The 14379-nt window shown below is 45.4% G+C and carries 11 protein-coding genes; 5 read left to right on the forward strand and 6 right to left on the reverse strand.

The window, feature by feature from the left end; translation table 11 throughout:
- Positions 1-122: 122 nt before the first annotated feature.
- The gene (locus AB6E52_RS02725) at positions 123-1766 is read right to left on the reverse strand and encodes a methyl-accepting chemotaxis protein (protein WP_102321285.1); all 1644 of its coding nucleotides are present in this window, start codon (positions 1764-1766) and stop codon (positions 123-125) included.
- Positions 1767-2233: 467 nt separating this feature from the next.
- On the opposite strand from AB6E52_RS02725, the gene AB6E52_RS02730 reads away from it, so the two are divergent.
- From AB6E52_RS02730 to AB6E52_RS02750, 5 genes are all read left to right on the forward strand, one after another.
- Entirely contained in the window at positions 2234-3055 is an 822-nt protein-coding gene (locus AB6E52_RS02730; RefSeq protein ID WP_048661033.1) for a phosphate ABC transporter substrate-binding protein, read from the forward strand.
- Positions 3056-3166: 111 nt separating this feature from the next.
- Positions 3167-4096 (forward strand): phosphate ABC transporter permease subunit PstC, encoded by a 930-nt coding sequence (gene pstC / locus AB6E52_RS02735; protein WP_019822958.1) that lies wholly within the window; start codon positions 3167-3169, stop codon positions 4094-4096.
- Between the two features lie 15 nt (positions 4097-4111).
- Positions 4112-4975 carry a phosphate ABC transporter permease PstA gene (pstA, locus tag AB6E52_RS02740; protein WP_048661034.1) on the forward strand — a complete coding sequence of 288 codons (864 nt, stop codon included), beginning with the start codon at positions 4112-4114 and terminating at the stop codon, positions 4973-4975.
- A 90-nt stretch (positions 4976-5065) separates the two neighbouring features.
- A complete protein-coding gene (gene pstB / locus AB6E52_RS02745) occupies positions 5066-5815 on the forward strand; it encodes a phosphate ABC transporter ATP-binding protein PstB (protein WP_004732036.1) in 750 nt (249 codons plus the stop codon).
- 336 nt (positions 5816-6151) lie between these two features.
- Entirely contained in the window at positions 6152-8296 is a 2145-nt protein-coding gene (locus tag AB6E52_RS02750; RefSeq protein WP_102321286.1) for a GGDEF domain-containing protein, read from the forward strand.
- A 100-nt stretch (positions 8297-8396) separates the two neighbouring features.
- On the opposite strand, the gene AB6E52_RS02755 is transcribed toward AB6E52_RS02750, so the two are convergent.
- The 5 genes from AB6E52_RS02755 to AB6E52_RS02775 are packed head-to-tail and all read right to left on the reverse strand — an operon-like array spanning position 8397 to position 14375.
- Positions 8397-10076, reverse strand: coding sequence for a BatD family protein (locus tag AB6E52_RS02755; RefSeq protein WP_102321287.1), 1680 nt, complete (start codon positions 10074-10076; stop codon positions 8397-8399).
- Positions 10077-10078: 2 nt separating this feature from the next.
- Positions 10079-11974: a VWA domain-containing protein gene (locus AB6E52_RS02760; protein ID WP_372134462.1), complete on the reverse strand. Its 1896-nt coding sequence runs from the start codon at positions 11972-11974 to the stop codon at positions 10079-10081.
- Positions 11967-12974 (reverse strand): VWA domain-containing protein, encoded by a 1008-nt coding sequence (locus AB6E52_RS02765; RefSeq protein ID WP_017065686.1) that lies wholly within the window; start codon positions 12972-12974, stop codon positions 11967-11969. Before AB6E52_RS02765 ends, AB6E52_RS02760 begins: the two co-directional genes overlap by 8 nt.
- Positions 12967-13452, reverse strand: a complete 486-nt coding sequence (locus AB6E52_RS02770) for a DUF4381 domain-containing protein (RefSeq protein ID WP_102321289.1) — start codon at positions 13450-13452, stop codon at positions 12967-12969. The genes AB6E52_RS02765 and AB6E52_RS02770 overlap by 8 nt, the downstream gene beginning before the upstream one ends.
- Positions 13449-14375 carry a DUF58 domain-containing protein gene (locus AB6E52_RS02775; protein WP_102321290.1) on the reverse strand — a complete coding sequence of 309 codons (927 nt, stop codon included), beginning with the start codon at positions 14373-14375 and terminating at the stop codon, positions 13449-13451. The genes AB6E52_RS02770 and AB6E52_RS02775 overlap by 4 nt, the downstream gene beginning before the upstream one ends.
- Between the last annotated feature and the right edge of the window lie 4 nt (positions 14376-14379).

The raw sequence follows: 14379 nt of genomic DNA on the forward strand, positions 1-14379 counted from the left end.
CCACAACGGTATGCTAAGAACAAAAATGCCGTTCACTCTTAAGTGAACGGCATTAGTCAAGAGTGACTGGTTTTTTATTATGGGTGAGTTGCAAGGTAAGTAAAGCTAATTGTCTTTATCCCTTAAACCTTAAAATAATCCAACTGCTGCTTTTGCTGCTCGGCTAGGTTAGATAGCTCGTGGCTCGCTGCTGCGGCTTGAGTAATACCGGTTACGTTTTGGCTTACTAGGCTGTAGATGTTTGAGATATTACGGTTGATGTCTGCTGTCACTTGGCTTTGTTCTTCTGCGGCAGAGGCAACTTGAGTGTTAATTTCTGTCATGTCGGTTACTGAGTTAGCAATACCAGAAAGTGCTGCGCTCACCTCGCCTGAGAGTGTTTGGTTGTGCTCTAGCATAGCTAATGAACTGCTCATGCTCTCGTTAGCGTTGCCAGATTGAACCTGCAAGCCTTCGATAATTGCTTGGATCTCTTTGGTTGAATCTTGCGTACGAGCAGCCAGCATTCGAACTTCATCGGCTACAACTGCGAAACCACGGCCACTCTCACCAGCTCGTGCGGCTTCGATTGCTGCGTTAAGCGCAAGCAGGTTAGTTTGTTCAGAGATGCTTTGAATCACCTCAATCACTTTGCCAATCTGTTCAGAGTGCTCTTTTAGCGTGCCCACAACATTTGCAGCTTCGCTTAGCTGAATCGCCATCTGTTCGTTAGCTTTGTTGCTTTCATTAAACAAGCTCATGCTGTGTGTTGCCATTTCGTCGGCTTGCTTAGACGCTGAGTCAGCTTGTACTGCGTTCTCATTAACGTGCGATGCGGTGCTTTCTAGTTGGTTTACAGCAGAAGCGACTTGCTCCACTTCTTGCTTCTCTTGGTCTGAGTTAACGCTGGATTGTGTCATTACAGCCGCTAGCTCTGTTGATGCAGACGCCACTTCAATACTGATTCGAGATAGTGAACTTACGGTGTCGCGCAATTGCTCAACGGATTTGTTTACGTCTTGGGCAAGGCGAGATATTTCGTTGTCGCCATGCTCTTCCGCTTTTACTAGCAGGTTACCTTTTGCTACTTCGCGCATGGTTTCTTGGATATTGCTAAGCGGCTTAACAATGATGCCAGCTAGCGTCCAGCTGATGACTAATGCGATTGAAAGAATCACTAACAGTGCGATGGTTGCGGTGTTGAGTGTGCTGGTGTGTTGCTGGCCATTGATGTCCACTTCTTGAGTGGCAATACGGTTCAGTTGCTTTGAGAGGAGGTTGATAGCTTGCACCATTTCGTTACCCGCGTGACGATATTGGTCGATTGCGATCTGATAGCGGTTATCAAAGTCAGAAGGTAGCGCTGCGCTGCCATGTTTTGCTCTTAATAGAGGAAGCATAGTGGTGCGAGAAAAATCGACATAGTGATTCATCGCTTTGCTCATTGCGGCTACTTCATCTTGCATGCCTGGCACTGTGTCTAATGAGTTCAGTAGGCGAGTATTTTGGTCGCGTTTTTGGTTTAGTGTTTCAACCAGTGTTTTTACGTCATCAGCATTGAATAGGCTGTAGATCGCTTTGATGCGCATGCCATAGCTGTTGTCGACGATTTCACTGAGTTCTTCTTTATGTAGGATGAGTTGATCGGTTGCTGTTGATACATCTTTAAAAGCGTTTTCCAGTTTGTCACCACCGATGATGACACCCGTCAAAAGTAATACGACAGAAAAGAGTACTGGAATGAGAATTTGTATTTTTATCGATAAGCCACTGAGAAGTTGGCGCATGTAATGTCCCTCTTTGAATAAATAAATGAGCAGAAGCAATTGTTATTATTGTTATTAGTCAGTGATTCTAACTTCTGAGAATGACAATTCAATCAGTAATAGATTCGATTTTGATATATGCGATAGGTATTTCATAAATTCTGATTATTTATCGTACAAACAAGGCTTTAGCCATTTTTAAGATAGGGTTATTTAACACAGAACCCTGTGTGGTATTAGGTAATGAAAGGGATGGCGAGATATTGAGCGGTTTGGCTTAAATAGGTTGGAATGAATATTCAGTGCCTATAAGTGAGGCTAATTTATTACTTCAAGGTTTATTTGGTAGGGGGAAAACAAGAAAATAAATTGTAGTTGTCATATAGCCTTCAATTAAGTGAAACACAACTGTCACATTCAGATTCTAAAGTGGGCACCGTTCAAGCAAAACAACATTACGGCAATAACGCCACTAAAGGAAATTTGTGATGAAAAAGACAGTTATCGGTGCAATCGCACTACTAGGCGCTCTAACAGTGAATACAGCTTCAGCTAAAGAAACTATCTCTGTAGTTGGCTCTAACAGTGCTTCTCCACTGGTTGAAGTTTTTGCAGAAACCTACATGAATAAAGGCGAACCAGTGTTCATCGAAATTCAAGCACCGGGTTCTTCTGCAGGCATCAAAGCAGCAAAAAATGGAAGTGCTGACCTTGGTATCTCTTCTCGTGACCTAAAAGAAGAAGAGAAAACAGCTGACCTGAAAGAGCTCGTTATCGCTCGTGACGGTATCGCAGTTGTTGTTAACCCAAATAACGAAGTATCTGCTCTTACAGCTGAGCAAATCACTTCAATCTACAAAGGCGACATCACTAACTGGAAAGATGTTGGTGGTGCAGACAAGCCAATCGTAGCAATCACTCGTGATACTGCATCTGGTACACGTGGTGCATTCGAAGACATCATGAAACTTAAGAAGAAGATTGGCGACAAGAAAGTATCGGCTATCTCTCAACGTGCACAAGTTGCAAACGGTAACGGCGCACTTAAAGTTTCTGTAGCTAGCAACCCATACGCTATCGGCTTTATCTCTCTTGGTACTGTAGACAACACAGTTCAAGCTCTAACTATCGACGGCGCAGAAGCATCAGTTGATAACGTTAAGAACGGCTCTTACAAAGTTGCTCGTCCTTTCCTAGTTCTTTACAAAGCAGGCGCTCCAACAGCTGAAACTCAACAATTCCTAGACTGGATGGTTGCAGACGAAGCTCAAGCTATCGCTGACAAAAAAGGCTACATCACAGTTAACTAATCTTAACTGACCAACACTTAATTATTGCTCAGCCTAACTTAGGCTGAGCCTTTTCTTTCAACTTTGTCTATTTCGAGCTCTTGTTGAGCCACAAAGTTTGAGATTTTATATATGACCATCGCAAATAGTGAAAAGCTTATGAATACTGAAGCGACTCAAATCAACAAGCCAAGTCTACGTGCTAAGAAGCGCATCGACTGGAGAGAAAGAATCTTCCACGGCTTGTTCTTATCGAGTGCTGTAATCGGCATCGTATCACTAGCCGTTATCGCTTACTTTATCGTTGCAGAGAGTATCCCTGCATTCCAAGAGGCGGGTGTTTCTGGCATCGTTCTGGGTGTTGACTGGTTACCTCCAGCTCTATTCGGTGTTGCAACCATGATCGTTGCCTCGATCGTTTCGACACTTGGAGCTGTAGTTGTTGGTGTGCCAGTTGGTGTATTAACCGCTATTTTTATTGCTGAGATTGCTCCAAAGCGTCTGGCAGATATTATTCGACCAGCAGTTGAGCTTCTAGCTGGTATCCCGTCGGTAGTTTACGGCTTCTTCGGTCTGGTAATTATCGTTCCAATGATTCAGAACATTTTCCAAGTACCAGCCGGTAATACTATCCTGGCAGGTATCATTGTTCTGGGTATCATGATTCTTCCTACCGTTATCACGGTTTCTGAAACTTCGATTCGTGCTGTACCTCGTACATACAAAGAAGGTTCACTTGCACTGGGCGCTTCGAAAATCTACACAATTTTTAAGCTACTCGTTCCTGCTGCACGTTCAGGCATTATGACTGGTGTGATTTTGGGTATCGGTCGCGCACTTGGCGAAACGATGGCAATCATCATGGTTATGGGTAACGCGCCAGCAATGCCAGAAGGTATTTTGGATTCGGCTCGTACGCTAACAGCAAACATTGCAATTGAAATGTCTTACGCAAGTGGCGTTCACGCTAACGCACTGTACGCAACAGGTGTTGTACTTCTAGTGTTCATCATGATGTTAAATGGTGCTCTACTTTATCTTAACCGTGAAAAAGCGAAGTAGGCGAGGATAAGTAATATGGATCGCGTAAAATTAAAGCAAGCACGTCAAATCAAAGATAACATCTTAAAAGGTTTTATCTGGGCAGCTGCGGCTGTAACCGTTGGTTTCTTATTCTGGATTATTTGGTACATCCTATCGAACGGTCTGCAATACGTAGATTGGAACTTCATCACTGACGATTACACTCGTACTGGTGAAGAGCGTGGTATTTTCCCAATGATCATTGCCACGATCTACATGGTAATTGCATCGATTGCGGTAGCCGCGCCACTAGGCATCATGACGGCGATATACCTAACTGAATATGCGAAAGTAGGTAGCCGATTGGTGAAAGTGATTCGATTCTGTACTGAGTCGCTAGCTGGTATCCCATCGATCATCTTTGGTCTGTTTGGTATGACCTTCTTTGTTTCGATTCTTGGTCTTGGCTTCTCGATTCTGTCGGGTGCACTAACGCTAAGTATCCTGATTCTTCCTGTAATCATTCGTACTACAGAAGAAGCATTGATGGCAGTGCCACAAACTTACCGTGAAGGCTCATATGGCCTTGGCGCTTCAAAAATCTACACTATCTGGCGTTTGATCTTACCAAGCGCAATGCCAGGTATCTTAACTTCGGTCATTCTTAGTATTGGTCGTGTAATTGGCGAATCAGCACCTGTATTTTTAACAGCAGGTATGGTGGCACGTGTTCCTGAGTCGGTATTCGATTCTGGCCGTACACTAACGGTTCACCTATATAAGCTGACAACAGAGCTATTTACTATCGATGAGTGGAACCAAGCCTACGGCACGGCGACAGTCCTAATCGTACTGGTTCTCTTGATCAACATGGTTACAAAACTGATTGCGAGACGCTTCAACACGGCAACTTACTAAGCTCATTAGCTGGCTCATCAATAAAGAGAGCCCCCGTGATAAAGAAAGCATCAAGTTAGACACGAATTTAAGAATTTAGAGATTACGAACATGAACAAATTTGATATTGAGAACCTAGACCTGTTTTACGGCGACAACCAAGCGCTTAAATCTATCAACCTGCCAATTCCTACTCGTCAGGTTACGGCACTGATTGGCCCATCTGGTTGTGGTAAGTCAACGCTACTACGTTGCTTGAACCGCATGAATGACCTAATTGAAGGCGTTACTATCAAAGGTAAGCTGGATATGGATGGTACAAACATCTACGGCAATATTGATGTGGCTGACCTACGTATTCGTGTAGGCATGGTATTCCAAAAGCCAAACCCATTTCCAATGAGCATCTACGAGAACGTGGCTTACGGCTTGCGTGCTCAAGGCATCAAAGACAAGAAGCACATTGATGAAGTAGTAGAAAGCTCACTGCGCAGTGCAGCACTGTGGGACGAAGTAAAAGATCGTCTTAAAGCACACGCATTTGGCTTGTCTGGTGGTCAGCAACAACGTCTATGTATCGCTCGTACTATTGCAATGGAACCGGATGTAATCCTGATGGATGAACCTACATCGGCTCTTGACCCAATCGCGACGCACAAGATTGAAGAATTGATGGAAGACCTGAAGAAAGACTTCACTATCGTTATCGTAACGCACTCAATGCAGCAAGCGCGTCGTATCTCAGACCGTACTGCTTTCTTCCTAATGGGAGAGCTTGTAGAGCACAACGAAACGAGTGTTATCTTCAGCGAACCAAAAGATGATCGTACTAAAGGTTACGTAAACGGTGACTTTGGTTAATTGATTATTTAAGTGCTGTGTTTGGCCTATTAGCAAAACCAGCACGCTAACTGATACGCAGGTTAGATAATCGAATAGATCGACAGAATTATCACTATAACTATAAGCGATGGAAGTTTTGCCCCACTTTATGTGGGGCTTTTTTATGCCTTTAAAAAAGCCTCAATGTCGATGAAAATTTGGGCAGGAAATCCCATTTTTGTAGTCCTTCTCATGCTTGTGATAATGTAAAAAGTGAAATTGCGACCCGCTTAACATCTCATTTTTAGTTACATTGATTGCATATCAAGGCTTCTGTATTTTTGCTGTATTCTCAATAGCCAATGGACGGAAGCTGTGCCTGTAAAAGCCTTTGCAAAACAAATATCTGCTACGCGCGATCACCGTCTGTTGGCAGAGTCTCTTTTTGAGTACTTGGCTAAAATGCTTGCTCCAAAAGGGATAGGGATATTTGCTGAGCCGATACCGGAAAGCGATTCGTTGCCGCTGTTTTGTCATGGCGAATTAACCTCTCTTGAGTATTACCCCTCTACATTTTGGCCTTGGGTTTCACAGTTTGATACCGCAGACGGTGTTTTACCTATGGCAATCAATACTTGTAACTGGGATCACATAAAAGTGCTCGGTGGGGAGTCGTTCATCATGATGCTCGACAATGCGCCTGCCTGTAGAACTTATTTAATTATTCAAAATTGCGATGCCGAAAAGATCAATCAAACCTTCGACCAAGATCTAGATGTTCTTCAACTTGCCGCCGCTCGCTGGCAGTGTATTCGTGCTGAGAAGAACGCGGCACTTGAGATCAAACACAGAGACACACGAGAAGCTCAATACCTTGATGAGATTAAGCTTCGTGAATTGTTTGTCGAGAACATGAAGCTAGTTCATCAGGTGGCGTTAGAGCTTTCTAATCCAGAAACTTTAGATGCACTCTATAAAGCATCAGTAGAAGCCGTACGCGATCGCCTAGGCTTTGATCGTGCGATCTTCATGTTACTTGATATGAAAAAGCGCTGTTTTAGTGGTACTTACGGCACTGACGAAACGGGTAAAACCAACAGTGAACATCATACTCAATATGATTTACACCAGCTTGAGGCCGAATACATTGAGGCGCTATCTGACAACCACACCAACTTAGTCATTATTGAACAAGCGCCACTCTACACCGAAGGCAAGGTGGTGGGGCAGGGCTGGAATGGGATGCTTATCTTGCGTGAAGGGGATAAACCGGTCGGCTGGATTGCGATGGATAACTACATCCACCGTTCACCCATAACCAATTATCAAAAGCAGATGCTTGAGTCCTTTGGCTCGCTGCTCTCTCAGATATACATTCGTAAACGCCAAGAGCAGAACATACGCATGCTGCACTCGAGCATGGTGGAGTTGTCTCGCTGCGACAGTGTTAGTGAGGTGTGTAAGTCTGCGGTTAGCTTTGCTATTCAACACCTAGGCATCGACCGATTGGCGGTTTTCCTGACCGATAAGAATTGCAGCTACATGCAAGGTACTTGGGGTACGGATATAAAAGGCGATATTGTCGACGAGTCCTACTATCGTTCAGAGCTGGTGGAACGCAACATTGTTTCAGCGGCTCGCGCTTGTCCCAATCAAGTTGCGTTTGAAGAATCAGTACCTATCTATCATGACTTTAATATTGTTGGGGTAGGTTGGACGGCAATGACCATGCTCACCACCAATACGGGTGAGCCGATTGCATTTATTGCCGCAGATAACTTGTTAACACGCAGCCCTTTAACTTCCCAGCTTCGCGAAGTGATTCGTATCTTTGCTTCTAGCCTTGCAGAGGTGTTGCAAAGAACCATGGCGCAAGAGGAGCTTAAAAAGCTCAATGAAACGCTTGAGCAAGAGGTTAGTAAGCGCACTCAAGAGCTTGAAAGAGCCAACGAACAGTTGGATATCATTTCTAAATTAGACCCGCTGACGCGCCTTGGAAACCGCCGTATGTTGTCGCAAGTGTTAGAAGATTTGAACTGCGACGATCAAGGAGCGTTTGCCACACAATATGAAGTCACATTTGGATTGATCCTTGTCGACCTCGACCACTTTGGTTTGTACAACAGTGTTTATGGCCATACCGAAGGTGACGCTGCTTTACGCTCGATAGGTAAGATACTAAATAACCATGTTTACAATGAACAAGAGACCTTCTGTCGTATTGGGGGAGAGGAGTTTATGTTGTTGATGATTGGTACCCATCACTCTGAAACCAAGCGGCGAGCAGAGTCGATCAGAAAGTGCATTGAAGAGGCGAAGATCCTCCATTGTGAAAGCAGTACCAGCCAGTATCTAACCGCGTCTGTCGGGTATGCTTCTATAACTTCTGATCAGCGCCAGTTTGACTTCGACCTACTGTATGGCAAGGCAGACAAAGCCTTGTATCAAGCCAAAGACTCTGGGAGAAATCGAATCGTTTCTGCGTTGAAACGTAAAAAGGTCGCAGTTTCAATTTCTTAGTGCGGTATCTGTTTCTCTCTAGCGTAAAACGAATGAAGCCGTGATGATCACAAGGTGGTCATCACGGCTTCTTTCTTTTTTTACTTAGATTGCTGGTTAACTAAAGCTTTTCCAATGTGCTCTTGCGTGCTTTGCTTGTGACTCGCTTTGGTTTTTTAACTGCTTTGAGCGACTCAGAAGGATCCCATGACTGACTTGGTGAATCAGCTTCAGCATAGAGGCTCTGATTGAGCTTCGTTAGCTCAGTTTCAACCACTTCTATTGTCTCATCACTCAGATCTGGGTTTTCAGCTTTCCACTGTTCAAATAAGGTTCTGGTCATCACGCCATCTTTCGTTTTCAGCGCTTCAATAAGCGCGTCTGCCGTATCTGATTGACGTTCAACTATGTGTGTTGGTTTTGTCGTTACACCACGTCGTGACCAGAAATAGAAAGCCATCGCTGAGCTGATTAACCATAAAACAGCAAACAGAGCAGTGAGATAAGGCCAGATCCCAGGGCTATCCACAGTAACAACCGTCGGGCTTAGTTGTTGGGCGGGCGTAGCCGTAACTGGTGGAGTGCTTGACGCTGCGCGATCACTTGCTTTTACCGCCAACTCTAGCCCCTGCGCTTTACTGGTTTGTTCTGATTGCAAATCGGTGTTAAACCAAGCTTGAGACACATCAGGAAGCGAGATATTTCCAGCCTCTTTCGGAATCAATACTTGCTTGTAAACAACGACAGAATCACCTGACTGAGTTGTGCCAAATTGCGGCTTCTCTTCATAAACACGTACCGATTTAGGGTAGGTGATATTCAGTTTTGGCAGCTGATGTTGCGTTAAGTTGCTAGCCGTCATGGTGATGGTACGAGTTAACGAGTCACCCGCTTCCATTTCAATGGATGGGTTGTCGCCTTCTAAACCATTACTATTTCCCAGTTGATTGCCTTGGCTATCTGACCATTGTTGAATCAGTTTGAAGTTTGATGTTGGTAACCACTCACCTTGGTAGCCTTTTGGCACCTCTTTGACGGTGACATCTAAGGTTTCAACGGGCGTGTCGAGCTGGAACAGACGCGTTGTACTGGAGTTGTTGGTTGAGTAAACAACAGCTCCTGTTAGCTTCGGCCCGTTCAGCTTAAATTGACCTGCTTTTTGTGACGAGATACGGAATGACTGTTGAACTACCGTCACCTCCTTTCCATTGAGAACGTCTTGAAATTGCTTCGATTCCCCAATAGGTTCCACATCTAAGCCTGAAGAGCTCGGTGGCGCGATTTTCGGATCTTGAAGCCTTCTTGGATCCGCTTTAATGATCAGCTTTACATCAAGCTCTGCGGTCTCTTGTGGGTATAGTGAGTTCTTACTTAGATTAAGTTGAAACTCTGCCATATCATGTTGAGTTGGAGCGGCTTTGTTAATTGCAACATTGATGGTGATAGGCTTGGTTTTTGCCCCTTCAATATCAAAACTCGGGATTTGCAACTTACCCAAACGCAGTGGAGCAAGGCTAATGTTCCATTCACTTGATACCGAACGGCTGCCATTGACGATTCGCATCGACGACCCAAAGTTTGGTGTGCCAACATAGAAATCCTGCTGGAGCGCTGTTAGATCTAGAGCATCAGAGGAGACCTTTTCATCGGTTGCAACTCTAAGAAGGAACACTTCATCTTTGGTGACACTGTTATGTGAAACGCTCGCCACGGCGTTTGCAGCCAATACTGAGAAGGACGAGAAAGCTCCCAACAACAATGTTAGGAGTACGGATAAAAATGGCTTGTTTAAAAATCGCATGGTTACCACTTTTTGTTCTGGTTGTTAGGAGCACTTTTTTGTCGTGCTTGTAAAATCATTTGCGCTTTAAGCAGTTGGCTCGGGTCACGGGCGCTTTCTACTTGCTCAAGTTTTCGCATGTCAGGGTCGCTCGACAGAGGTTGATCTGAGGTTTGTGCTACAGCTTGCTGACTACTTTGCTCACCATCTTCTTTTGAAGCTTGTTGTGCGCTAGCACTTTGAGGTGTAGCGCCTTCTTGGTCACTCTGTTTCGGCTGATCACTGTTACTTTGTTGCGTGGCTTGCTTGTCGTCTTGTTTAGACTTTTCAGAGTCAGAGTGATTTTCAGGTTGGCCTTGAGATGAGTTTTGGTCTTGGCTACCGCGTTGATCTTGGTTACTGCTTTGATCTTGCGACTTGCCACTGGAGCTTTGTTGTTGATCCTGAGAGCTTTGCGAAGAATCATTTTGCTGACCTTGCTGACCTTGCTGACCTTGCTGACCTTGCTGACCTTGCTGATTTTGGTCATTCTGGTCTTTGGAGTCAGAATCGCCTTGCTGTTGCTGTTGCTGTTGCTGTTGCTGTTGCTTCTGAGCCTGTTCGACAATCTCTAGGTTCTTCTTCGCATAAGCATGTTCAGGGTTGCTTTCAAGAATACGTTGATACTCTTGGATCGCTTGGTCGTACTTACCTTGTTGGGCTTGAGCGTTAGCAAGGTTGTAGCGAGCATCTTCACTAGAAAGCTCTTGCAGCGTCTGCTCTGCGGCTTCGAAATCACCGGCTTTGTATTGAGCAATGCCTTTCCACTCTTGTTGGGTGAACTGTTCAGCAGCTTGTTGGAAGTCCTCGTCCTGATACAGCTGATAGCCTACTTGATCATTGGTTTTCCACGGGTTCGCAAACGCAGTATTTGGTTGGCTAAAAGAGATAACTCCAGCTAAGGCACACCAAATAACCCCTTTCCTGAATAATCCAAGTGCCGGAAGTAATAGCAAAGGCAGTAACCAGAAACCGTTGTTCACTCTGGTGTTGAGTGAGTTCTTGGTCTTGGTTACTTCCGATGTTGTTGCAACGCGGTCGAGGTAGCTCGCGATGTGTTCAACATCTGAGTTATCAAATTGAACTTCAGTGAACGTGCCACCATAGCTGCGTGTAAGCTCGCGCATGTTCTTCAAGTTGGTTCTTGCCACCACGGTTTGTCCTGAGTCGCTTTGCAGCATCGACCCCGTAGGTAACGAGATTGGCGCACCGTTTTCACTCCCTACAGCTAGAATCGACAATGTCCAATCGTTGCCAGAGAGTAGGGAGTCGATCTGCTTCTTCTCTTGGTCATCGATGTCATCAGCAATCAATACCAAATCACCTTGGTAGATCTTCGCGCGAGTCATCATATCAATCGCAAGCTTAACGGCTGATGCGGCATCACCACCTTGATAAGGCATGATATCTGGCGATAGGTTAGGCACTAGGTTTTTGATGGTGTTGATGTCTGACGTTAGCGGGCTAATGGTGTAAGCATCCCCAGCATACGCCACCATGCCTGTTAGCCCTTCTTTCCACAATGAAAGCAGATCCAGAGCCTTGTATCGCGCTTGAGTTAAGCGATTCGGCTTAATGTCGGTGGCATACATAGACATCGACATATCCATGATCACAACTCGTGCCTGCGTTTTTTCAAAGCTCGGCTGTTCGTTTTTCTCGAAGCTTGGTCCAGCTAATGCAATAACGCCGACCAGCCACCAAATTCCGAAGTAAGTACTGCGATTTTTCGATGGCTTACTCGATTCTGGTGCCAAGTATCGCGCGATGTGTGACGCGAGTAATCCTTGCTTAGATTGTGTCTTGCTCAGCCACCAAATAGCGGGCAGCACGACAAGCGCCAAGAACCAATATGGGTAGATAAAAGTAAAGTTAGACATTGTTTCTCCTAATGGCTAACAGCATAAATGCGAAGAACATTGCCGCCGACAGTGGCCATACAAACCACTCTTGTTGCGGTCGCCAGATCTTAGTGGCGTTCGTCACGGGCTCTAACTGGTTAATGGTGTCGTAAATCGTCGCTAACTCTTTGCTGTCACGCGCTCGGAAGTACTGACCGCCGGTGCGTTTGGCAATTTCTATTAGTGTACGTTCATCCAAGTCTTGAGCAGTATTGACCTTGCGCGTCATGAAGAACTCTTTGACCATCATCTCGCCGGCACCGACACCCACGGTGTAAATCGTCGCGTCGTATTTCTTTGCAATATCCGCGGCTTCTAGCGGGTCTAATACCCCGGCGGTATTGCTGCCGTCACTGAGTAGAATCATTACACGCTGGGGCGCATCGCTATCGACAAAGGTTTTGGTGGCAAGGCCAATACCATCACCAATCGCGGTTTGAGTACCAATCAGCTTTAACACCGCTTGATTGAGCTGTTGTGAAAGCGTGTCTCTATCTAACGTCAGTGGCGTCTGCAGATAGGCGTGATCAGCAAATAGTACCAATCCGACTCGGTCACCTTTACGACGCTCAATAAAGTCACTCAATACGCGTTTCACCGCCGACAAGCGGTCGATGTATTCGCCATTGAACTGCATGTCTTCTTGGCTCATCGAGTAGGAGAGGTCGACAACCAACATCAAATCACGATGTTTCGGTTGAAACTCTACCGGTTCGCCATACCATACAGGGCGTGCGCTCGCCGTAACCAGCAGAAGCCAGATAATCACGGACAACGCCTTTGGTAAGCGACTGCTCGGTGTTTTGGTATTGCTGTCTTCTGGCAGAAATGGAAGCCTTAGGGCATTGCTCGATTCTGACTTTGGTGAGAACAAGTAAACGAGCAACGGCAGTGGCGCGATGAAGAACATCCACCACCAAACGAACTCGATGTTTAGCAAGTCCCTGCTTAGAAACATAGTGCTTAGAAAATCACTCATAACGACCTCGCTTTGGAGGAAGTGCTTTGCGAAGCCAAGTTTCGCAATCATTAACCAATTGCTGTTGAGCCTTTTTCTGTTCGTCGTTCATTAGGGCTACATCTTGATAGAGCGCTTGTTGCCACTGGGATTGTTTTGCTACAAATAACGGCTTCGCCAATTGCGCATCTAAGAACTTCAACCAATCATCACCAGACAAACCTGCAATTTTTTCACGAGGGAAATAGCTCAGTGCTGCTTGACGAAGGATGCGTTGTGCTTTGCTCGGAGACAAGCCATCTTGGGACTGACTATTACTAAAGTAAGACAGTGCTTCTTGCTTCGCCTGTTGATTGTTTTTTCTACGTTTTACAATGAAAAACACCAAAGCAATCAGGGCAATGGCTGTGATAACCACTGCCCACCAACCCCACGCCAAAGGCCACCAAGTCGGTGCATCTGGCGCAATAACCGGACTTAAATCTAAGGGCTGTTTCATGACTGAGCTCCTGATATCTGGCTCATGAGTGACTGCGCAGTCGACAGCGAGCTATAAGGTATCGCGAGAGACAACCCCATCTGTTGCAGCTGCTGTTTCTTAAGCGAAAAAGCATGGTTAAGCTTTTGCTTTTCTTTATTAGAAGAGAAATTAAACCATTGAGTTTTGCTACCATCGGTGACCTGTTTAGAGCCTTTATAGGTGGTTTCACCTTGCTCTAGCGGGTCGTAGAAATGCACAAGACGTACTCTGTTGTGTCGGCGAATTTGACTGATAAGTGAGTAGTCACTTTCTTGGTAACGCACAAAGTCACTGAGCATAATAATATCGCTTCCTTTAGGGCAAAGCTGGTGCAGAGATTTCAGCCCATGCTCTAAGGTTGTGTCATTATGATTGTCGTGATGAGTCAGCGCTGCATTATTGATTTCTATGACTTTTTGCAAAATACGCAGTGGAGCATGGTTGCTTGCACTTGGCTTAATCTCAATGACCTCTTTGCCAGTATCGATCACCGCGCCAATTCGATCTTTTTGAGCCACAGTAAGCCAGCACAGTTGGCTAGCAAAGTGTGCAAGTTGAACCGATTTCAGCAACAAGGTTGAGCCGAAAATCATACTGCTTGATAGATCCAAGAATAAAATGACAGGCTGTTCTCGTTCTTCAGAGAAAAGTTTGGTATGCGCTTTGCCCGTTCTGGCTGTTACACGCCAATCAATGCTGCGAATGTCATCTCCCGCTTGATATTGACGAACTTCAGAGAAATTCATCCCGCGACCTTTACGGTTGCTCTCGTGTTGGCCGTTAAGCTGTGACCAAAGGCTCTTGGCGGGAGGCAACCAGCGAACAGACTGCGCTTTGTATTGCAGCAGCTCATCCAGATTTAACGTGACGCCGTCACTATGGTTGGGTAGTTGATTATTCATGCGC

The organism is Vibrio sp. 10N.247.311.13 (assembly GCF_041467595.1).
GTDB classification, from domain to species: Bacteria; Pseudomonadota; Gammaproteobacteria; order Enterobacterales; family Vibrionaceae; genus Vibrio; species Vibrio crassostreae_C.